Origin of the sequence: Paenibacillus radicis (ex Xue et al. 2023), from assembly GCF_024722015.1 — a bacterium.
Classification (GTDB): domain Bacteria; phylum Bacillota; class Bacilli; order Paenibacillales; family NBRC-103111; genus Paenibacillus_S.
The window spans coordinates 162,592-185,030 of the sequence record NZ_JANQBD010000010.1 but is presented as its reverse complement, the minus strand read 5'-3'; the positions used below and the strand labels follow the sequence as shown (position 1 = coordinate 185,030).

16 protein-coding genes and 3 pseudogenes are annotated in these 22,439 nt (G+C 44.9%); 3 read left to right on the top strand and 16 right to left on the bottom strand.

Translation table 11 applies throughout. The features are described 5' to 3' along the window. Window positions 1–11: 11 nt before the first annotated feature. From NV381_RS15545 to NV381_RS15530, 4 genes are read right to left on the bottom strand one after another with little or no spacing between them, the layout of a single operon-like run. Window positions 12–815 carry an ABC transporter permease gene (locus NV381_RS15545; protein ID WP_258214199.1) on the bottom strand — a complete coding sequence of 268 codons (804 nt, stop codon included), beginning with the start codon at window positions 813–815 and terminating at the stop codon, window positions 12–14. Beyond that, window positions 812–1,669: an ABC transporter permease gene (locus NV381_RS15540; protein ID WP_258214198.1), complete on the bottom strand. Its 858-nt coding sequence runs from the start codon at window positions 1,667–1,669 to the stop codon at window positions 812–814. The genes NV381_RS15545 and NV381_RS15540 overlap by 4 nt, the downstream gene beginning before the upstream one ends. Continuing rightward, entirely contained in the window at window positions 1,666–2,769 is a 1,104-nt protein-coding gene (locus tag NV381_RS15535) for an ABC transporter ATP-binding protein (RefSeq protein WP_258214197.1), read from the bottom strand. The genes NV381_RS15540 and NV381_RS15535 overlap by 4 nt, the downstream gene beginning before the upstream one ends. Before the next feature lie 10 nt (window positions 2,770–2,779). Next, window positions 2,780–3,892: an ABC transporter substrate-binding protein gene (locus NV381_RS15530; RefSeq protein WP_258214196.1), complete on the bottom strand. Its 1,113-nt coding sequence runs from the start codon at window positions 3,890–3,892 to the stop codon at window positions 2,780–2,782. A gap of 237 nt (window positions 3,893–4,129) precedes the next feature. Here NV381_RS15530 and NV381_RS15525 point away from each other — a divergent pair, with 237 nt between their 5' ends. Beyond that, complete coding sequence (locus NV381_RS15525; RefSeq protein WP_258214195.1) at window positions 4,130–4,885, top strand: IclR family transcriptional regulator; 756 nt, start codon at window positions 4,130–4,132, stop codon at window positions 4,883–4,885. 298 nt (window positions 4,886–5,183) lie between these two features. Here NV381_RS15525 and NV381_RS15520 read toward each other — a convergent pair whose 3' ends face one another. The 6 genes and pseudogenes from NV381_RS15520 to NV381_RS15500 form a co-directional block, all read right to left on the bottom strand. After that, window positions 5,184–5,384, bottom strand: a complete 201-nt coding sequence (locus NV381_RS15520; RefSeq protein ID WP_258214194.1) for a hypothetical protein — start codon at window positions 5,382–5,384, stop codon at window positions 5,184–5,186. A gap of 654 nt (window positions 5,385–6,038) precedes the next feature. Further along, window positions 6,039–7,439: an S-layer homology domain-containing protein gene (locus NV381_RS15515; protein ID WP_258214272.1), complete on the bottom strand. Its 1,401-nt coding sequence runs from the start codon at window positions 7,437–7,439 to the stop codon at window positions 6,039–6,041. A gap of 222 nt (window positions 7,440–7,661) precedes the next feature. Then, window positions 7,662–8,708, bottom strand: a pseudogene (locus NV381_RS38475) (fibronectin type III domain-containing protein); the annotation flags it as partial. Window positions 8,709–8,765: 57 nt separating this feature from the next. Then, a pseudogene (locus NV381_RS15510) lies at window positions 8,766–10,265 on the bottom strand (X2-like carbohydrate binding domain-containing protein); the annotation flags it as partial. A gap of 99 nt (window positions 10,266–10,364) precedes the next feature. Beyond that, window positions 10,365–11,489: pseudogene (locus NV381_RS15505) on the bottom strand (pectinesterase family protein); the annotation flags it as partial. 3,662 nt (window positions 11,490–15,151) lie between these two features. After that, window positions 15,152–15,520 (bottom strand): winged helix-turn-helix transcriptional regulator, encoded by a 369-nt coding sequence (locus tag NV381_RS15500; protein ID WP_258214193.1) that lies wholly within the window; start codon window positions 15,518–15,520, stop codon window positions 15,152–15,154. 187 nt (window positions 15,521–15,707) lie between these two features. Here NV381_RS15500 and hxlA point away from each other — a divergent pair, with 187 nt between their 5' ends. Together hxlA and hxlB are read left to right on the top strand one after the other, a co-directional pair. Then, window positions 15,708–16,343: a 3-hexulose-6-phosphate synthase gene (gene hxlA / locus NV381_RS15495; RefSeq protein ID WP_258214192.1), complete on the top strand. Its 636-nt coding sequence runs from the start codon at window positions 15,708–15,710 to the stop codon at window positions 16,341–16,343. 2 nt (window positions 16,344–16,345) lie between these two features. Further along, window positions 16,346–16,903 carry a 6-phospho-3-hexuloisomerase gene (gene hxlB, locus NV381_RS15490; protein ID WP_258214191.1) on the top strand — a complete coding sequence of 186 codons (558 nt, stop codon included), beginning with the start codon at window positions 16,346–16,348 and terminating at the stop codon, window positions 16,901–16,903. A 113-nt stretch (window positions 16,904–17,016) separates the two neighbouring features. On the opposite strand, the gene NV381_RS15485 is transcribed toward hxlB, so the two are convergent. From NV381_RS15485 to NV381_RS15460, 6 genes are all read right to left on the bottom strand, one after another. Beyond that, a complete protein-coding gene (locus NV381_RS15485; RefSeq protein WP_258214190.1) occupies window positions 17,017–17,253 on the bottom strand; it encodes a glycine zipper 2TM domain-containing protein in 237 nt (78 codons plus the stop codon). Between the two features lie 140 nt (window positions 17,254–17,393). Then, window positions 17,394–17,465 carry a YjcZ family sporulation protein gene (locus NV381_RS15480; protein ID WP_258214271.1) on the bottom strand — a complete coding sequence of 24 codons (72 nt, stop codon included), beginning with the start codon at window positions 17,463–17,465 and terminating at the stop codon, window positions 17,394–17,396. 69 nt (window positions 17,466–17,534) lie between these two features. Continuing rightward, window positions 17,535–18,113: a sulfite oxidase-like oxidoreductase gene (locus NV381_RS15475; RefSeq protein WP_258214189.1), complete on the bottom strand. Its 579-nt coding sequence runs from the start codon at window positions 18,111–18,113 to the stop codon at window positions 17,535–17,537. A gap of 77 nt (window positions 18,114–18,190) precedes the next feature. Further along, window positions 18,191–20,017 carry a PAS domain S-box protein gene (locus tag NV381_RS15470; protein ID WP_258214270.1) on the bottom strand — a complete coding sequence of 609 codons (1,827 nt, stop codon included), beginning with the start codon at window positions 20,015–20,017 and terminating at the stop codon, window positions 18,191–18,193. A gap of 107 nt (window positions 20,018–20,124) precedes the next feature. Beyond that, on the bottom strand, window positions 20,125–21,069 hold the full coding sequence (locus tag NV381_RS15465) for a Gfo/Idh/MocA family protein (protein ID WP_258214188.1): 945 nt from the start codon (window positions 21,067–21,069) through the stop codon (window positions 20,125–20,127). A gap of 55 nt (window positions 21,070–21,124) precedes the next feature. Continuing rightward, entirely contained in the window at window positions 21,125–22,402 is a 1,278-nt protein-coding gene (locus tag NV381_RS15460; RefSeq protein ID WP_258214187.1) for an MFS transporter, read from the bottom strand. Between the last annotated feature and the right edge of the window lie 37 nt (window positions 22,403–22,439).

Sequence of the window (22,439 nt, the reverse complement as noted above, 5' to 3'; positions counted from 1 at the left end):
GGTATCTCCATTTAATGGGAATGCGAATTGGATCCAAACAATCGATCCAAACCATAAACGCGTTCCAAAATAATAATAAATACAAGACTTAATAAAATAACAACCGATGAAATGGATGCAACCAACGGATCCAATATCTCCTGCATATAGCTAAAAATAGCAAGCGGAAGCGTTGTGGTCGAAGGAGAAACAAGAAACAACGAGACGGTAACATTATCGAATGAGGTCAGAAAAGCAAAAATCATCCCTGACATGATAGCTGGCCTTAATAAAGGTAGTGTAATATCCCAGAATACATTGAAGGGCTTAGCCCCCATAATATAAGCTGCCCGCTCCAGCGTATAATCGAAATTGCTCAGCCCTGTCAACACAAGCCTCACAACATAAGGAATAGATATCAGCACGTGAGCCAGCAGCAGTCCAATAAAAGTACCGGCCAAACCTATCCTTGTAAAAAACAGCAGCACCGCAATACCGATAATTAAAGCCGGTACAGTTAAGGGTGAGAGCAGCAGTCCATTGATGACTCCACTGCCACGGAACTTATACTTATGCAGCGCAAGCCCTGCCAGCGTACCTATGATCGTTGAAATAACAGCGGTCAATGCTGCGAGCTCCAAGCTGAATATAAATGAATCCACAAATTCGGGACGGTCAAATATTTTGACATACCACATAAAGGAGAATCCTACTGGTGGAAATGAAAGATATTTTACCGAAGTCAACGAGGTCGGGATAATGATAAGCAAAGGTGAAATGACGAACAGCACCACGAAAAAAGTAATGATACCAAGCGGAGAAATTTTCTTTATCATGTGTTAAACACCTCTTTATATCGCTTGGTTTCGATTAAACGGGTGAACAAGGCTACCAGCGCAATCGTTGAAGCCAACAACAAGAAAGCAATGGCTGCCCCAAGCGACCAATCCAATTGGGTCATTATTTTTTCATAGGCAATAACAGGCAGCACCTTCACGGATGTCCCTCCCATCAAAGCCGGTGTAACAAAAGCACTCATGGACAGGCTGAAGACAAGCGTTGTTCCAGCGACCATCCCTGGCAAGGTAAGCGGTAAGGTGACGGAAAAGAACGTACGCAGCCTGCTGGCGCCTAATATGCCTGCCGCTTTATATAACGAGCCATCAATCTGGTAGAGACTGGTCGCAATCGCCAAAATCATGTAAACCAGCAAAGAATCCGTTAAACCAATGATAACTCCAAGCTCGTTATACAGCAGCTTCAACGGTTTATCGATCAGTCCAAGCTGCAGCAAGGTATTATTGATCCAGCCCTTATCCCCCAGAATAATGACCCATCCAAAATTACGAATAACAACGCTCACCAGATGCGGAGAAATAATTAAAAAAGTAACAATTCCCCGCATTCTGCCTGACGCTTGAGCCATATACAATGCCACAGGGAAACCTAATACTAAGCAAGCCAATACGGTGAGCAAGCTCACTTTGATCGTACGCCACAAAACTTGAATATAGTAGGGATCCTGAAAGAACAGCAAGTAATTTCCGAAGGAAAAATGCTCCTGCTTGTCTTGAAAGCTGAACATCAGAATATAGAGCATCGGAAGTAAAAATACCCCCATCACCACCGCAAGTCCCGGTGCCAGCAGCAGAGTGGCGTTTCGCGTCAAACGGCTACGGCCCTCGCTCATTGTCCCTGCCCCTTTCCGGTGAACACGAACATATCCTCAGGCTTCCAATCCAGGTATACGCTTTGCCCTTGTGAGAATTGAATCATTTGCTGTACCGTCTGGATACGTACTGTGAGCGAATAGTGTCCTACTTCAACCTCACATTCAGTGTAGGCGCCAAGGAAGGAGGTCTGCTTCACAATACCCTTCACCTGATTAACGCCATCCATTACCACTTCTTCCGTATTCAAACCGATTTTCTCAGGCCGAACATAGATAGAGACCTTTTCTCCATTCCCAAAGCTGCCGTCTCGGCGATCGGCAAGAAGTGTGAAGCCGGCATCGGTTTTCAACATGAGGGTGTCGCCATTCGTTTCCTCAACTACTCCCTGCATGCGGTTCGATTTCCCAATAAAGGTATGAACAAACTCTGAAGCAGGACGATTGTAAATATCCCAAGGGGTACCAATCTGTTCTACCTTGCCATGATCAAGAACGACGATACGATTGGAGAGATAGAGCGCCTCTTCCTGATCATGCGTTACAAAAATAGTAGTAATTCCGATTTCCTGCTGCAGCCGCTTCAGCTCATCCCTAAGTTCCTCGCGCAGCTTAGCATCCAAATTACTCAAAGGCTCATCCAGCAGAAGCAAGGACGGCTCCGTTACCAAAGCCCGCGCAATCGCAATCCGTTGTCTCTGTCCGCCGGATAGCTGCTTAGGATAACGTTCTGCAACATGAGGCAGCTTTACCAGCTCAAGGATGGCATTCACTCTGCGAGTAATTTCCGCCTTAGCGACTTTACGAAGCTTCAACCCATAGGCAACGTTCTCAAATATTGTCATATGCGGAAATAGCGAATAGGTCTGAAACACCATTCCCAGCTCACGCTTGTTGGACGGCACACCATTCATTCGTTTTCCTTTAATCAGCAAGTCGCCTTGATCCGGTTCCAAAAAACCGGCAATCATATTCAATGTGGTTGTTTTACCGCACCCGGACGGGCCGAGGAAGGAGACACATTCTCCCTGCTCGATTCGCAGATTGAAGCTGTCTACAACTACATTCGGACCAAATTTCTTCTGGATGTTTACTAGTTCGACGTCAATGCTTTTGGCCATCTATTATCACCTATTTCCCGACTTTAGGAGCAACTTCTTTATTAAAGCGGTCTAGCCATTCCGGCATTTTGCTGCCTACAACTTCCGCGTCAAATTTAACTACCTTTTTGCTATCAAAGCTCAGCTTCTTAGCCAGCTCTTGAGGAAGATTTACTGGAACAGCCGGATTGTAATAAAGCTTGGAAGCATACATAGTCTGTACTTCATCTGTCAACAGAAAATCAATAAACAGCTTTGAAGCATTGGGATTTTTCGCACCTTTAACTATTGTTGCCACGTTAGGTACTAGGTTAGCCCCTTCCTTCGGAATTACAAATTCAAGATCCAAGCCTGCATCCTTTTGAACTAGGCTTCTTGCCATAGTCCAGGTCGTATAAGCCGCCGTTTTATTTTGCAGGTTTTGCTGCAATTGTGCTGCGCTTTTAGCAAAAGTCGGCATATAGCCCGCTATTGTTTTCAGCTTTTCAAAGCCTGGATCCATGTTTTTCTCAGAACCGCCGTTAGCATAAGCAAGCATTATAAAAGCTGACCGGCCAAAATTACTGGACATCTCGGCTAATGTAATGTTACCCTTCATTTCGGGCTTCGCTAGATCATTCCATGATTGTGGTACCGGCAGTCCTTTTGATTTCACAATCTCAGCGTTATAGGAAATACCCATAGGTGTAAAGTTAACGGCAATTCCACTGTTGTCTTTAACCTTGAGATCCTCGCCTACCTTTTTCATATTTGGAATATCTTTGTCCGTAAGCGGTTCCCATAAACCTTCTACGCGACCTGCTTCCTGCTCTCCGCCTTCAACAATTGTTACATCGATTTGGGGGGAAGCCTTCTGTGCTTTCACCTTGGCAACAATTTCGGTAGACACACCGGAAACATATGTGAGTTTCACATCTGGATATTTGGCATTAAATTTTTTGAAAATTTCATCCTTCATCAATTCTTCTACTGTTGCTCCGTTACCGGCAATGACCAGCTGCTTCTCAGGCGTTAAGCCTGCTTCTTTGCCAGCTGCTGCTCCTTTATCCCCTGCTGGCGCCTGCTGTGCCGCATTTGTTCCACACCCTGTCACTAGAACACTACAAATTGCTGCGACCGATAAAATTGCTCCCCATTTTTTCATTGAAAACTTCCTCTCAACATGTTATTATCGTTCTCTATACGTGAACGATGTTTACTATATGTGAATATATTGGAATTTTAACATGTTTTTCAACAAAAATGCAATAAAAAATTTAAGAGATGTCAGATTCCCTCCCATTATCGTTTTCATATAGGAAAAAGCTTTTATTTATGGTAAACTAATTGCAAAAAAACTATCAACGGCCACTTTTTGCCTTTTAAGGAGCATAATTGAAGTATGGACAATCACCTCTCCTCCGTAAAAAATAGCTGCAGACTGCTTAAGCTGTTCCTTGATTCCCCGAAGGAAATGGGTGTCAGTGAACTTAGCCGTCAGCTTCAGCTTTCTAAGGGTGCCGTACATAAGCTCCTCATGACATTGGAAAGCGAAGGCTTTATCAAACAAAACCCTGCAAATAAACAATATTCCCTAGGATTCACCTTATTAGGACTTGGTAATAAAGTGTTGAAAAATCATAATCTGGTGGACTTTGCCAAGCCGTATCTGCAAAAGCTCGCCGACACAACGCAAGAGCTTGTATGTCTGTGCGTAAGAGATGGTCAAGAGGCCATCTACATCGATCGAATCGACTCCATTCATCCGATCCGATTCAATGTGGAGGCTTACCGGCGGTTCCCTCTGTATGCAACATCAGCTTCTCGGGTTATTCTCGCTTATCAAGATCCGTCTTTTATTGAAAGCATCATAAATACGGACATTCGCACTTTTACACCTTATTCATTAAAGGAGCCTGCGGAAATAAAGGAACGACTTCAATCGATTTTTACTAAGGGCTATGAAGTCAGCGAGAACATGCGTAATGTCGGTGTAATGGGGATTGCCGCACCACTCTTCGATATCGATAGCACCGTAACTGCATCAATCAGTATGATTGGTCCAGTCGACCGGGTAAAGCCGTCTTTAGATTCCTTCGTACAGCATGTGACAGCAATAGCACAGGATCTTTCCGTTCAGCTTGGATATAGAGGATAAGGATGTAAATAACTGCTTTTCAGCATAGACCCCGCGTCTGCTCTGTCTAGACATTACGAATTAGCATAGTGTGTTGAACTACTTAATGAAATTTATCTATGCAAATAACAAGCCCATCTATAAAAGCTATCAGCTTTATAGATGGGCTTGTTATTACTATTCCATATTAAATTATCGCATCGCGGGCCCGCGCAGCTTCTTTTCCACAGCAACTGATGATTATGCAAGACGCTTACACGGAAAATCACAACCATAGCTACTCTAATTATTTGGATCTGTTATTCCAGATCACTTTTTCTCATAATTTTTTGCCCCAGCTGTACATCATTTTTAGATTAGGCATAAGCTTTCCCTCATAGTCTGCCAATGCATATAAGGGCAGCGTCTCGTCGATCTGGAGCTTGGTCTTATCAACCTGTGTACAAGCAAATTCATGAGGAAAATAAGCTGCGTTTGTAATCCATACGCTGATGAACATCCTGCTTAGTATGGATTTCACGCAGCATTACTGGACCCTGCAATCCAATTGCTCATCTTGCGGAATTGAAATAAAGTGAAAAAGGACCCTCAATTCCATTTTGGAATTAAAGGTTCTTTTTCACATTCTACGGGATTCATTCACTCACTAGGGTTACCCATTTGATACTGCCCTTATTGGGTATTCTCAGCAAAATGCAGAGATGAGGTCACTTTCTAACGTATGCTAATCGCGGATATCTGGGTTCGTTTACAGCATTGCATGGCAGCCTAGCGAACCCCACGTCAATTATCAGGAAAATGTCACGTTATTTTTCCACATAATAGCGTTCCAAGCCCTATAACTGGAATTTCTCATGCTAATTCTAAGGATTTGGGTGATATCATCCCTTATCACCTCTATTAGCAGGAGTATTTACAGTTAGATTGCTTTCTAACGATATCTAGGCTGAATTAACGGGAGGATTTCCATCTATCGCCTTTCTTTTTGGCAGCCCTCCGAAAATCCTAGTCTCCTTTAGAATGAAAGCAACCTCTGAACATCTGTTCTCGCACGATCACTTAAGCAGCATTAGAAAGGGTACCAGAGGGAGCGCTATAAAGCAATTAACTCCCTCTTATATGTTAAGAAAGAGCAGAGAGAATGATCTCCCTGCTCTTTCAATGTGTAATGCGTTTAGTTCATAAATTCAACGAATTGCAGCAATCGTTTCAGCATGACTGCAGCCTCTGCACGGCTTGCATGTTCATCAGGCATGAATGCGTCAGCCGACTTGCCGTTAATAATACCGGCATTCACAGACTGAGCGACAGCGCTTGATGCCCAGCTGTTGATAGCCTTGCTGTCGGTGAAAACAGCTAATGCTTTCGCATCAGAGTCTACTTTCTTGCCAGCCAGACCAATTGCACGACTGACCATCACAGCCATTTGCTCGCGGGTGATATTGGCGCTCGGACGGAAGGAACCATCCTCGAAGCCAGTAACCAGTCCTGCTTTGGAAGCAGCACTTACAGAACCCGCGTACCAATCGTTAGCCGACACATCGGAGTATGCTGTGCTGTTTCCTTCGTTCAAGCCCAGGGCACGCGTGAGAAGTGTAGCAAACTCAGCACGTGTAATTGGGTTTTGCGGTGCAAAGCTTGTTGCTGTTGTTCCATCGACCACCAGCTTGGAAGCCAGCAGGTCAATATCGCTCTTAGCCCAGTGACCGTTCAAATCGGCAAACGTTTTGCCCGACTCTACTATGGCGTAAATACTATTCCCCGGACGTTTGATTGTCACGTCTGTAACACCGCCATTTACCTTGATAATCGCCGGTACGAAAATTAGTTTGCCGGTTGCAGGGTTATAAAGGACAGCCGTTACTTTATTCGGATCAACCGTGTTTGGAATTTCCAGTGTTCGTTCCACGTAAGTACTGCCAAAATCATTAATGGATGTAGATTTCCCATTGGCTTCAACCGTAATTTTGAAATCAACACCATTGTTAAGCAGCTTCAATCCGTTTTCTTTTGCCTTGGATTCCAGTCCAGCTGCGGATGCTCCTGTAACCTTTTCTATCGATATGATTACCTTCGCATCTTTAACATCTGCGCCTAATCCTTTTGCCAGCTCTTTTACATCAATCAATTTCACAGGCAAACTATATGTGACATTATCCAATTTGATGGATAAAACCGCCGCAGGTACTTTACCTTGCGCATCCGATACGGAGGAAGCAGGAATCTCAACCGTTGCAGCTGTTTCCTTCACTTCTGCCTCTATACGAATCTTCGGTTCAGCAGTACTGCTGCCAGCTGCCAGCAGACTATCCAGCGCTTTAGAGAGAGCCGCCGCATCCACAATAACTCTTGCTACCGTGGTTCCATCCGCTCTTTTCTCGCTCAATGGCGTCACTCGAATGCTCGAATCATTTGTCGGAGCAGTTACTGTACCTCCACTTGAACCCGATGGAGTCGATGAAGAATTGCCTGAAGATTTATTGGAATCTTCGTAGGTTACTCTTGCATTCGCTTCATTGGATGTAACTTCCACCCCAGCAGCATTCACAGCTGTAACTACATAATAGTATGTCATGCTGCGGATCAATCCTGTATCCACATAGCTTGTTGAAGTAAGCTTATCAGCCACCAGCTCGTATGGACCGCCGATAGTTAAGCTGCGCTTCACGCTATACGTTTTGGCTCCTGTTACAGCATTCCACGAAAGGTTCACTTGCCTCAAAAACGGTGTTGCTGTAAGGGTCGGAGCTGACATTACAGGAGTAGAATCTTCATTATCTACTTTAGCGCTTACTTCATTTGATGTTGCGTTTTTCCCTGCCGCATTCACAGCTGTTACCACATAATAGTAAGTAGAACCGGGTGTTAAGCCAGTGTTCACATAACTTGTAGTCGTGAGCTTTTCTGCTACAATCTCGTAAGCACCTCCGCTAGTCGCGCTGCGCTTCACGTTGTAGTACACAGCACCTGTTACTGTGCTCCAGGTAAGATTCGCTTGCTTGGAGCCTCCTGCTGCTGTAAGAATCGGAGCTGACATTACAGGAGTAGAATCTTCATTATCTACTTTAGCGCTTACTTCATTTGATGTTGCGGTTTTCCCTGCCGCATTCACAGCTGTTACCACATAATAGTAAGTAGAACCGGGAGTTAAGCCAGTGTTCACATAACTTGTAGTCGTGAGCTTTTCTGCTACAAGCTCGTAAGCACCTCCGCTAGTCGCGCTGCGCTTCACGTTGTAGTACACAGCACCTGTTACTGTGCTCCAGGTAAGATTCGCTTGCTTGGAGCCTCCTGCTGCTGTAAGAATCGGAGCTGACATTACAGGAGTAGAATCTTCATTATCTACTTTAGCGCTTACTTCATTTGATGTTGCGGTTTTCCCTGCCGCATTCACAGCTGTTACCACATAATAGTAAGTAGAACCGGGAGTTAAGCCAGTGTTCACATAGCTTGTAGTCGTGAGCTTTTCTGCTACAAGCTCGTAAGCACCTCCGCTAGCCGCGCTGCGCTTCACGTTGTAGTACACAGCACCTGTTACTGTGCTCCAGGTAAGATTCGCTTGCTTGGAGCCTCCTGTTGCTGTAAGGGTCGGAGCTGACATTACAGGAGTAGAATCTTCATTATCTACTTTAGCGCTTACTTCATTTGATGTCGCGTTTTTCCCTGCCGCATTCACAGCTGTTACCACATAATAGTAAGTAGAACCGGGAGTTAAGCCAGTGTTCACATAGCTTGTAGTCGTGAGCTTTTCTGCTACAAGCTCGTAAGCACCTCCGCTAGTCGGGCTGCGCTTCACGTTGTAGTACACAGCACCTGTTACTGTGCTCCAGGTAAGATTCGCTTGCTTGGAGCCTCCTGTTGCTGTAAGAATCGGAGCTGACATTACAGGCAATGTATTTTCTGCCCCAGCTTGTGCCGTTACCTTCCCAGGTACCTCCTTAGTTGCATCTATCGAAGTAAACAACGTAGGAGTCCAGCTAACATCACTTAAACCACCGCTGCTTGCTGCAATATTTACTTCCGCTCCATTCAGTACGGAACCTTTATCTGTGAAGTTTTTCCCTCCCAACACTTGAATTAAAGCTTGTGCCGGTGTCCCTGCGTCTTGGACAAAATAATTGTTTTGCGCATAAATTTGCGATTCAACACCAACCCCCATCGAGTACAAGTACGGATAGGTCGGATGGCTGTAGGACCCTTCATAGAAATTATTGTACAGATGGACTTGCCCGTAACGAACACGAGGCGCGCGTTGTCCTACATTTTGATAATAATTATGATGGAATGTAATTCTTTCTTTGCCCGTATCGCCTGTAAAACTATCACTTCCGCCAACAAGAGTTGTTTTATCATGGTCGTGGAAGTAATTGTAAGATACCGTGATCAGATCGGATGTATTCGTTATATCCAGAGTTCCGTCATGCAGCTGGTATTTGCGTCCGAAATACGTATGATTGTGGTCGTCAGGTTGGCTGCCGTCACTGAACGTATTATGGTCGATCCAAATATGCGTGCCGTTTTTAATCGTAATATTGTCAAAGGCAGAGTTCCAATTGCCTGTGTCCCCGTCTGTCGGGTCCCACTGCGGGAAATAATCGAAGGCATTTTGGAAATCAATATTGCGAATAATGACATTATCCACGTTCTGAACCATCAGATTACCACCCAAAACCTTTGCGTTTGAGCCAGGCAATCCAACAATTGTCGTGTTAGGGCCTACATTAATTTTGATCTTGTTGCCCTGATTCGTCTCTGATGCAGCGCGAGCCGTTTCAAGGGGTCCTGAAGGCACTGATGTTCTTCCCCAAACCGCCGGATCGTATGCTGCCAGATAAGCATTCAGATCATACGCCGCATCCTTGTAATACTCCATGCCTACCGGATTGTCATTATCATCCACATTCATGTCTATTGTGCCTTTAATGTAAATAATTTTCGGAGTCGCATTTGTAGCATTGGTACCATTATTACCGCCTAATGCTTTGATCAGCTCGCTGCGCTTAGTTACCGTATAAATATTGGCAGGTTCGGCCGCTGCTCCGCCTTTCGTTCCCGTTGTAAAGGAAGCCCATCCATCGTTGACAGCAAGTATCTGCTTGCCGATATCCGAAGCGGAGGTATCCACTACATGGATCGTTAGAGGAACGAAGATCGTTCCGAATTCGAAAACCAGCGTTGTTGCCCCTGTCTGAAGTCCTGCAAGGAAGGATTTATTAAGGGTAACGACACTGCCGCTAACCGTATAATCTGATACACCGAGCACAGTCTGATTATTTTTAATTTTGTTCAAAGCTATTCCGTTGGTTTGTAGCATAACTTGAATATCAGCTTGATTGGCTGTCTTCTTGTCAAAGGTTGAATTAGTAACGGATACTGTCGGCAAGTATCTTACCTTCGGCATCATGACAGGAATCGAAGGATCCCAACCGCTGAAAAGAGTAGAGATGGCCTTGCTTGCTTCTGATCCCGTCAGTTGCTTGGCAATCTGCCGCGAAGCTGCATCTGCTCCTGCTCCATAGCTGTTATACTCGTTAAAAGAGTACGAAAGGCAAGTTCCCGCGCAAGCCGCAATCCAGCCGGCATTAAGGAATTTCTTAGAATCGATTAACGTATTAATAAAGCTGACGCTGGCATTATCCTTCCAAGGGCGTCCCAAATCGTAAACGCCTTGTGCCGTAGCATCATCAACAACTTGCGAATTCAAGAACACATACCCGACATCTGTTGTATTTTTTTGTGCAGCTGCCGTGATGTGTCCTCCGCCGCCCGTTTGGCTGACGAGAACCATTTTCACATTATCAAATACTACAGCTGGAGCTTCACCGAAAATGAAATCGACATCTCCTTGAATAATGCTGTTATGGAAATAATGGCGGCCTTTCCCCGTAGCATTCAATCCGGTATACAACGTATCCTGATAGCCAATCAATTTGACCGATTCGAATGTCGCCATATCGCTTTTCAAAGATAACGCTACAGCCTGCGCCACAGCAGAACGCGGACCGGCACTGTTTTCGATCGTCAAATTGGCAGCCGTGAAGTAATCTGCATTGACATCAACGGTCTGGCTAAGGAAGGTGTTACCGGTATGTCCCGGTTGACCTGTCGTTGCCGCTGTTCCTGCATAATCACCATACACGATTTTGGTCACATCCATCCCCGCCCCTACAAGACTGACATATGGACGAGTTACAACCAGCTTCTCCGTATACGTTCCTGGCTTGATATAAATGACCGTTCTTTCCGTATTGGTTATCGGAATGCTATTCACAGCGCTTTGAATGGTTTTGAACGTCCCTTCGTCCGCTGTGGGACTGGCATCAACAGTAAGCACTTTAGCCGGGAGCACCACGACCTCATCTGATTGTTGACTTTCTCCACTCGCATTCACTGCTGAGACCACGTAATAATAAGTCGTTCCGTTAACAACGCTCTTATCCTCATAGGATGCTGCACTGCTTGAAACTACCGGATCATAGGAACCGCCACTTGTGGTCGCTCTTTTCACCTTGTATTGGGTTGCACCAGGCACCTCGTTCCAAGTAAGTTTCACACTGCCCGTATCTACAGCTGGTTGTAAGTTTGTCGGCTGAGCAGGCGCACCTGATACAGGAGTGTATGGCATAGCGTTCAGCTGATTAGAGATCCTGCTTTCTTGCATAGCTATCTTTTCTGGATTAATTTTTGGTACCTGTGATTCATTAATTGCCGTTATGACATAATAGTAAATCGTTCCGTTAGCTGCACTGTTATCTGTGTAGCTAGTACCGGCCGTTTTAAATTCTGTGTAAGGTCCGCCGTTAGCAGTACTTCTTTTTACACTGTACCCTGTAGCCTTTGCAACCGGGGACCAATTCAGAGTAACACTGCCGTTTCCTGGTACAGCACTTAATAGAGTCGGTGCTCCTACAGGCGCTGTTGGGGCGACTTTTAGAAGGTCAGAGCTCGGACTGCTGCCCCCCATATTTTCAGCTACAACTTGGTAATAGTACTCCGTACCATTAACTAGACCTTTATCCAGGTACGTCAGACCGCCAAACTTCTGTGCCACTGTAACAAAAGGACCATTTGGTGTCGTACTTCTATAGAGCGTGTAGGTGGAAGAGACTTCCGCACCATCTCCGTCTATGCCCTTTACATCGCTCCAATTCAGGGTAATCTGGCTGTCCCGGATAGCCGTATTAGAAAATACGGGTGCTGAAGCAGGAGGCTGTACGTTGTTCGGATAGCCCAAGGCCTCATGAGAGAAATCACTTTCCCCGCTCGCATTAACACTAGTGACAACATAATAATAATTTTTCTTGTTCTCCAATCCCGTATCCGTATAGGTTGGTGAAGACAGATCGGTTGCAACACGCGTATAAGCGCCTTTGGAAGTTGTGCTTCGATATACGTTATACGTATCTGCTCCACTAGCTGCGCCCCACTTTAGCACTACCATATTGTTAGCGCCTGCTGTGGTCAACATTTGTGGAGTTACAGCACTTTGCTTGTAAACTCTCACATTATCAACATACATACTGCCAGTCGAAGACCCGGCTGTTCTTGCTTGAATTTTGGAAATGTTGGTGTCCAGTGTACTAAACTTATAGTTTCCTTCGTAAATTCCGTTAAGAAATACATCAGCAGAATTTGTACCTGTATCGGCAACGAATTTTAGATTATACCAATTGACTACATTACCAGGGTTAATGGGTAAAAAAGTATTGAGATTCGTAACACTGAATGAAAGTACCGTTTTACCTGAGCTATCGAGCAATTCTAATGGATAAGAATCACCAATGACTTTAGGCTGCATGAAATCCAACTCAGCGGTTAGGCCGTTTTTACCTGATACCGGAGTGAAAGTATTCGTATAGCCGCCTCTGCGACTTGCATTTGCGTTATCATTGATCCACAATACATTAGTTGAATTTCCTATAATAGCTGGTGATTTATTATTTGCCGGTGCAGCCTCAGTCGGCGAATAATATTTATTCGTCAAATTATTATTGTTAATTACGGTTATGTTATTAATCGCAGCATCCGCTGCTGCAGCAATAGTTACATACCCTGACGGTGTATCTCCAAGCACGCTTGTTTCAAAATTATCATTAATTAGAAAAGCTCTTGTCTTGCCCGACACTTCGCTGGAGCTGTCGCTTTCTCCCAGTGCGTTTACAGCAGTCACCACATAATAATAAATGGTTCCGTTAGTTAAGCCGGTGTCTGTGAAGCTTGCATTGCCAGCGTTCACAGTGTTGATAACCGTGTACGGGCCACCTGCCTTCTCGCTTCGTTTGATTTTATATGAGGTCGCCCCGGACACGCTGCCCCAGTATAGACTTGCTTGCTTGTCGCCTGCCCAAACCACCAGATTTGTCGGTGCAGCAGGAAGCGAAGGAGTATTAGGTGTCGCCGATACAGAATTGGAGTTTGCGCTTTCTACCGATGACACATTAACGGCCGTAACCACATAATCATAGGCAGTTCCATTAAGAGCGCTGTTGTCGGTGAAGCTTAGTGCTGCAACATTTTGCAAAGAGGTGTAGGAGCTTTCCGATGTCAATTTGCGCTTGACGTTATAGGATGCCGCACCAGTGGCTGCTGTCCATTGAAGATCGACTTTATTATTGCCGCCAATTGCCGTCAATCCTGATGGTGCAGGCTGAGCGCTAGGAGCGATTGGCGATGCTTTTACTTGGTTAGAGTATACACTTTCGGTTACCGGGTTAACGGCTGTAATGACATAATAATAGTCTTGTCCGTTGGTTACCGTCGTATCTGAGTAGCTAAGTCCCGTTACTGGACTTGCATTAATGGAGGTGTACAAGCTTCCGCTTGTAGTGCTGCGTTTGACGTTATAATACGTTGCACCCGTTACAGAGCTCCAGCTTAAGTCAACTTTACCGGAAGCTACCGTTGGCGCTGAAAGCGTTGGAGCAGGAAGTGCTGTGTATACTTTGATATTATCTAAATATAGAGCGGTTTGAGCCCCATTGCCTGTGTTGATATCAATCGCTGCGAAATCATTGACATCTGCTATAAAGGCAGCGTTGCTGACCGTCGCCATTGTTGCGCCAGTTGCTGAGGATAACGTGAAGCTAACGGTTTTTGGCGTGCTCTTTATGTCGATAGTCGCTTTCAAACGATACCAGTTGTTTGGAGCAAGGACTGCACCCATATTTGTTAATGTGCTGCCAATTCTGTAAGCCAAATTATTGCCTGAGCTGTTCTCGATTGAAAAGAAAGCAGTATTCGCACCCGTATTCGAAAAACGAATTCGATTGGAAGTACCAGTGGATAAATTGCCTGCGCTAAAGGTGTCCTTGAAATAAAAATCTAGTTCGGCAACCGAAACATTGCCTGACTGCGGGCTGAACATTCTAGTAAACCTCGTGGAACCGCATTTATTAGCAGATCCATCCTGACTATCGTATAGGAGGACAGCCTTATTACTTGGATTGGTCGGGTTAGGAACAACCTGCACGTAGTTGTCTGCCGCACTGTAGAGCCAATTGCTCACAGGGTTCGGACAAGGAGAGCTAGTAGAAGCGGTCGCCTGTACTTTATACGATGAATCCCCATTTAAATACGTTGATGTACCACTAACTGAAGTATTAACGGATGCTGCTGGCGCAGCAGCCAATGCCGGGTCTTCAAAATCATCAAATATCGGCAATGCTGTAGACACTGCAGCTTGTGCAGCCGGCACGTTCCATAACGGTATATAGGAAGCAAGCAGCAATAAGCACATTATAATTCGCAAAGATTTCATCATGCAGTCTTTTACCTCCTGAAATGTTATTTTATTAAACAAAGATGCTTTTATAAGCTCAGCATGATACATTCCCCCTACATATGAAATATCCCACAAACAGAAAATGAGCGCCTCACATCCTGCTTCTGAACTCTGCCCGTCTGCATTTTCATTATGGGCGCCAAATCCACCCCAATCTATAATCATCTCACTTGAAGTTAGGTGATTACTTGCAGCCGCACGGCTTTCGTTGACAATCAGCTTGTTTTAACCTACAAACGCAAATAACCCCCTAGGGAGCAATTCCCTTAGGGGGTTATTAACATCATTCTAAACCTCTACAATTTCAATTGTTAAATTTAGCATATTCGCGATTCATCTCTTCAAGGCTTGGATAACCGCCGTTTTGGCCCAGCACTCCGCTTCACGGTCAAATCCTCAACCATCCAGCTTTCTCAGGATATACGGATACTCACTTCCCGCGGCCACAGTGTTTGGATTCTAGGAGCACAGGTCAAGACGAAGCTCCTGACACTATTCCAATGCCTTTATGACTCAGAGCCTTCATTCCAAATTACCTTCTCACCATAATCCTTGCCCCAGCTGTACATCATTTTTAAAATAGGCATTAAGCTTTCACCATAATCCGTTAATGAATATTCCACTCTTGGTGGAACTTCGGCGTACACTTTACGTGTCACCAGTTGGTCCTCTTCTAACTCACGAAGCTGGTTAGTTAACATCTTTTGAGTGATAGAAGGGATTAATTTTTTCAACTCGCTAAACCTTTTGGTCCCCTCTAACCCCAGATGCCAAAGAATAATCAGCTTCCATTTCCCGCCAATAACTGCAAGAGTCAATTCTTTCTCGCAATTAATTTCCTTCAGGTTAATCCGTTCCTTTAACTCACTTGCCATGATTACTTCACTCCTTTTTCAAGAGAAAGTCTAATAACACCCGAACCGAATCATCAAGCCAGGCTCAATAGTATCTCCTGAGTAACTACACCACTTACAAGTGCGTACTTCCCAATTGGATAGTTAAGTCCTAGAATAAGTCTTGTTCAGAAAAATTACAACTACTTGTTATAAAGGAGAGGTATTAATGGAACTTCAACTAGCATTGGATCTTGTGAATATTCCTCAAGCTAAGGAGCTCGTCAAGGAAGTCGAAGCTTATATAGATATCGTTGAAATCGGCACACCTGTTGTTATCAATGAAGGGCTGAGGGCCGTCAAGGAAATCAAAGAAGCCTTTCCCCATTTGAAGGTTTTGGCTGATCTTAAAATTATGGATGCTGGTGGCTATGAAGTCATGAAAGCATCTGAAGCCGGTGCTGATATTATTACCGTATTGGGTGTTTCGGATAACAAAACGATTCAGGGCGCGGTAGAGGAAGCTAGAAAGCAAAACCGCAAAATCATGGTAGACATGATCAATGTAAAAGATATTGAAGGTCGCGCGAAAGAAATCGATGCGTTCGGGGTAGATTATATTTGTGTACATTCCGGCTACGACCATCAGGCTGATGGAAAAAATTCCTTCGAAGAGCTTGCAGCTATTAAACGGGTGGTCAAGCATGCCAAGACCGCTATTGCAGGCGGTATCAAGCTGGATACCCTGCCGGAAGTTATCCTGGCAAATCCCGATCTTGTTATCGTTGGCGGCGGCATTACTGGCCATGAAAACAAAAAATTTGCAGCTGCAACAATGCAATCATTAGTTAAACAAGGCGTGTAATTATGCAGATTACTCAATATACAAATGAGGTTATTAAAGAGTTAAATCGTACGGTATCTTTAATCTCTGAGGAGTCCGCTGAGAAATTAGTAGAACATATTCTGCAAGCTGAAAGGATCTTTGTGGCTGGAGCTGGCAGATCCGGTCTCATGATGAAAGCTTTTGCTATGCGGATGATGCATATGGGGCTTCAGGTTTATGTTGTAGGTGAATCTGTGACACCGGGTTTATCAAAAGAAGATCTGTTGATCATTGGCTCCGGCTCAGGAGAAACGAAAAGCTTGCTTGCCATGGCGGCAAAAGCTGCAAGCTTAGGGGCTGCAGTAGCGATCACAACGGTTATTCCTGACTCATCCATTGGGCGATTAGCAGATCTCGTTATTCAAATACCCGCCCTATCCAAGGACACAACGGATAGCGGTCTTACAAGCATTCAGCCTATGGGCTCTTTGTTTGAGCAAAGTATTCTTCTGCTGTTCGATTCGATCATTCTCCAAATGATGATTAGGCTGGATTTAGATTCCTCAGCCATGTTCGGAAATCATGCCAATCTGGAATAAGCAAGTAAGGGCAGCTTCGCTACTATAGCGATGGCTGCCTTTTAAAGTAGAACGAAGGCGGACAGGTTTCCCCGCCCCCCTTTTTATCCTCCACTTAGAAGATAGAGCTATCCTTATTTTTCGTGTTCGTTTGTGTTATTATCGCTATCTCCAACACTGTCCCCCATTTTATTGCCTAGAGCTGCACCTGCGATTCCACCTGCAACGGTGCCAACAGGGCCTAATAGGGAACCCACTACAGCACCTACGACAGCACCGCCCGTAGTTCCAACAGCTTCTCCAACTCCTGACATGTTTGTCTCACTGCTGTCAGAACCTTCTTGTATATTGCGGTCTTTGTTTTTATCCATTCATCTCACTCCCTCGTTTTTATGATAGAAACCGCTTTGTCAGCGCAGTCCCAAAATATATAATGCCCTAACACAACTGTAAGAATTCTTAAACATATAAATAAAGCCCTCACTCCCGAAGGAAAGAGGGCTGACTTTTGTTAGATAAATGCACGAGAAACAATAACCAACAATATGAACAGCACGAGAATTACACCCGTAGAAGTAAACAAACCTTCAGCATTTTATGAACGAAGGAGTAATAGAGATTGGACTAATCAATGAAACAGGCGCTTACATGCCTAGTCAAAATCATAACGTTGCTCTTTAAACGGATCGCCGTACATATGATAGCCATTACGCTCCCAAAAGCCCGGCTTATCCTTCTCCATGAACTCAATACCACGAATCCACTTGGCGCTTTTCCAAAAATATAGGTGAGGCACCACCATTCGTACAGGATAACCATGCTCTGGCGTCAGCAACTGACCGTTATGTCGGATTCCGAAGAAGGAGGTTTCCCGCAAGAAGTCTTCCAGCGGCAAATTCGTTGACCATCCATGCTCCGCATGCAGCATGACATACTTCGCTTCAGGCTTCAGCTTAACCCGCTTCATCACCTCGCTAACGGCAATACCCTCCCATACATTGTCCAGCTTCGACCATGTCGTCACGCAGTGGATATCGTTATTGAACTCCTGCCGCGGTAACGCCATAAACTCCTTGTGGCTAATCGTTGCGTCTTCTTCAACTAGCCCGAACAGCTTGAAGTCCCATTTGCTCATATCATTGTAATAAGGGACCGTGCCGTAGTGCAGAACCGGGAATCCCTCGGTTAAAGTTTGTCCCGGCGGTACTCGGTCATTTGTAATTTTACTCATTTTTCACTGTCTCCCTCTTTTTCCCGAAAGTCCGTCTCCTCCTATTATACCCCTGCTCTATGTCCCTATAACCTTCTCTATGTTGGGAGGGGAAACCTCACTTCTACCCGTGTCCCCTCCTTCAGCTTGCTTGTCACAAAAAACTGCCCACCATGCTGCTCAATAATTTTATGGCTGATCATCAGCCCTAAGCCTGTGCCGCCCTCTTTGGTTGTGAAAAAGGGTTCGCCCAAGCGTGACAGCAGTTCTTCAGGGATACCGCTGCCTTGATCCTCAATACTAAGAACGATGTATTCAGTAGAAGCTTCATCTGTCAGCTGTATTTTTATGACTCCACCTTTTTTCATCGCTTCAATGGAGTTTTTCAAAAAGTTAATGATAATTTGTTTAATCTGGTTAGGATCGCAATAAACCGGGTAATGATCCTGCTCGGCAATCAATACAATTTCTATATTGTTCATAATGGCCTGTGTGCCGATTAAAGCCATTACTTCCTCAGCCAAGTCCTTCAAATTCATTGATTTCAGCTGCAAAGATTGGGGCTTGGATAACACCAGCAGCTCGCTTACAATAAGCTCAATCCGCTCCAGCTCTTCTTTCATTATGTCCAAATACTTAGGAACCTGTTGATTACTGTGCAGCATGAGCTGAATAAATCCCTTAAGTGCAGTTAACGGATTACGGATTTCATGCGCTACCCCGGCAGCCAGCTGACCTACAACCGACAGCTTTTCAGAATTACGCAGCATCTCATCCCTTTTCTTCTGCTCTGTAACATCCTTAACCATAACGTAGCATCCAGTCAATTGCTGCTGGATAATGATAGGGGCAAGTGTTACAAGAAGATCAATAACGTGACCATCCTTATGCAGCATTCGGATGTCCGCTCTTTCTATTTGTTCTCCTTTCATCAACAGCTTAAACCGCCCCGTCATAATTGACGCATCCTCATCATGCAGCAAGCTTGTAAAATGCCCACCCTTTAATTCCTCAATGGTATAACCCGAGAGCTCCTTGGCTGCAGGATTAGCGGACGTTATAATTCCTCTTCGATCAAGAGCCATTATGGCATCGGGATTATAATTTTTTAGAGAAGTATACCTGTCATAGGTTTCCTCTAATAGTGCTTGCGACTGCTTGCGCTCCGAGATGTCTTGGACTATTCCTTGAATTTTATGAGGTGCTCCCTGCTCATCCAATATGACAATACCTTGAATATATACATATTTGTTATGTCTTTTGGCCGTAATAAGCCGACACTCCAGCTCGAACATGCCAGAGGTTGTAGCCAGCCCCAGCTTCTGCTGGAATTGTTCCCGGTCATCGGGGTGTACAAAATTCATTATGTTATTGGACTTGCCGACGACACGAGACGGATGCAGTTCAACAATGCAGAATAATTGTTCCGTCCAGATGATTTCATCCTTTTGGATATCCCAATCCCAGCTGCCAATGCATGCGATTTTTTGAGCTTCTGCCAAGCTTCTCTGGCTTTTGATCAAAGCCTGTTCCGCTTGTCTTTTTTGCATGGAAATTCCATTAATATGGATATGAAGAACGGGCTGCTGACCCGAATGAACCGAATCAGTCGAATCAGTTGAATCAACCGTATCAATCGTAATCAAAGATAGCTGCTGAGTCGTCCAAATCGATTGTCCAGACTTATGTATCATACGCAGCTCAAATGGAACGAGAGACGGGACGTGCTCCTTCAATTGTTTAATTTGCAATTGAAACGCTTGCCAATCAGCCGGATGGACTAATGCGAAATACGTTACGGCCAGTAGCTCCTCTTCATCGTACCCCAGTAAACCGCATAGTGCAGGATTGACTATTATCATCTGTCCATCCATGCCGGCGCAAGCGATACCTGAGGAGCATAATTTAAATGATTGCTCGTAAATAGCAGACTGTTCATACCGATTTGTAATAATGGATCAGCACCTCCCACACATGTTCCTATCTCTTGAAACGACTGGATAATATTATGCAGGCATTGTCATATGATAAATCATGAAGGCGATAAACGATCTGCAAGCTCATGTACGGCAAGTACATGACCTGCACTGACTGAGCAGGCTTCGGGATGATCCAGGCAATGTATGAAGTGATCTACAATTCCGGCAAAGCCCCTCCGATGAAGAACTCCGTCCCAGCTGCCAAAGCTGCTGATTTGCGGAGAAGCAGAGCTGGCTGACAAAATAGCTGAATCCATATTCACTACTTCAGCCGATCGGAAAGACCCGTGAAGCTCCAGCTTCTCCAGATCAGAACCGGCACGCCGAACCATACTGAATTGACCGTATCTGGTACCGGACCGCTGATCTCCATTCGTGAAAGCCAAGCTTCCCGTTCCAATTAACAGCCTTCCAGCTTCATCCGTCTGCTGTGCATAATGCAAAATTTCATGCTTGTCTCCACCAAACCAAAGCAATAAATCCAGCATATGAATCAAGTCATCGTGAAGGGTATGCCGGGCGCTGTGCTTTTGCAGCTTGGTTCTATGCTTCGTAACGGTGCATTGCTCGAAGCCGCCGGCTTCCTCCAGCCAAGCTTTGGATCGCAAGTACATGGGGGCAAAACGGCGATTGAATCCAACCGCGAGCAGAATCCCCTGCTTCAGAGCAAATTCAGCCATTGCGGCCGACTCTGCCAAGCTGTAGGAAAGTGGCTTATCCACATAAACCGCTACACCTTGCTTTAAACAATCCATTACAATTTCATAATGAGTCTCCGTAGGACTATGGATAAACACCGCATCCGGCTTAACTTTTAAAAGATCTTCCAGAGAATCAAAACGCCCGCCAATTCTATATTGATCTGCTACCTTCGTAACCGTTGCTGTAGTGCGGCTGTTTAATCCAACAATCTCCACCTGCTCGTTTGCAGAAAGAAGTGGTAAATATACCTTTTGGGCAATGTCGCCAAGCCCTATAATTCCGATCCTTTTTTTCATATTTGACGTTACCTCCCCAGGTTCTCACTATCAATCATTACTGTTACCGGTTACATTATTGCTTTATAACTTCCTTCGATTGAATGCTAAACACATATTTCCCCGCCATACCGATTAGTGCCAGCAGCAAGCCAACAGCGCAGGAAACTCCATATTGCTGAACCCATAAAGGAAACAGGGCAAGCTGCTTATACATAAATCCTCCCAGCATCGGACCAAGAAAACCGGCTATTCCTGTTATAGTTGAGTATACAGCGAAAAACATAGGCCTTTCACTCTTCGGAGTTTCACCTATAATATAATTGAATACGAGTAGATTAAATCCTCCGGTCCCAATTCCTAGCAGGACATGAACCAAAGTTAGCACAAAGACTGCGGGCATTAACGCCAAGCCACCCCAAGCCAGACAAGATGCAGCAATAATAGGAAGAGTCCATAGCAGTAGTGTTTTGGCCGAAAATCTGCTATTCAGCAATCCCCATATGTAATAACTTGCCATCATGACTAAGGTCATCACAATCGTGTAGAATGAAACGCTTTCATAGCTTAATTTCATAACGTCCAGCATAACATAGTTAAAAAAAGGAACCGCAACACCCTGTAAGAACAAGAAGAGCGACAAAAACAGGATCGCAGCCCGAAATCCCCTGTCTCTATAAGGCTTGAGGAGCATTGGCCCCAATTGGCTTTCGGTTGATTTCTCAAAAGGCGGACTCGGATAAAAGGCATAGGCAACTATATTAAGCACTGCACATACGGCGCATATCACAAACAAATACCGGAACCCTTCTCCTCCTGTATAAGCCTCCAAGATTTGTCCACCTGCATAGATAGCTACAGCTCCAATAGCCCATAGAATCGTGTTGCGAAGTCCAAAATATTTGCCGCGAATCGGCACAGGCACCATATCGCTAACTAAAGATGACCATACAACGCTGCCTGCGGCATTTGACAAAAACGCCGTAAAATACATCACTATAAAAACAGGAACCCACCACTCCTTGGCAAATACATAAGGAATAATGCCTGTTGCCGCCCATAACACTCTGTGCAATCCTCCGAAAATAAGCAGAGTCCATTTGCGGTTGGTAATTTTTTGCATCCAGAAAGCCATCATAATTTGAGCTACGTTAACAAGAGTAGTAACAGCGAGGACCAGGCCAATTTCTTCTGAGGTCGCCCCGAGAAATAATAAATAGCCTGTTAGAAAAGGGCCGCCCAGCATCTGCAGCAAAACGATCGCAGGGAAGCCTTCCAGCGTTGCAACCCATAATCCCCTCCGGTATGCAGAAGGTTTTCTTCTAGGTCGGTTAATAAGGTTCGATAAATCCATAGAAATGTAACTCCTTCGACAGGAAACAAGAGCGTTT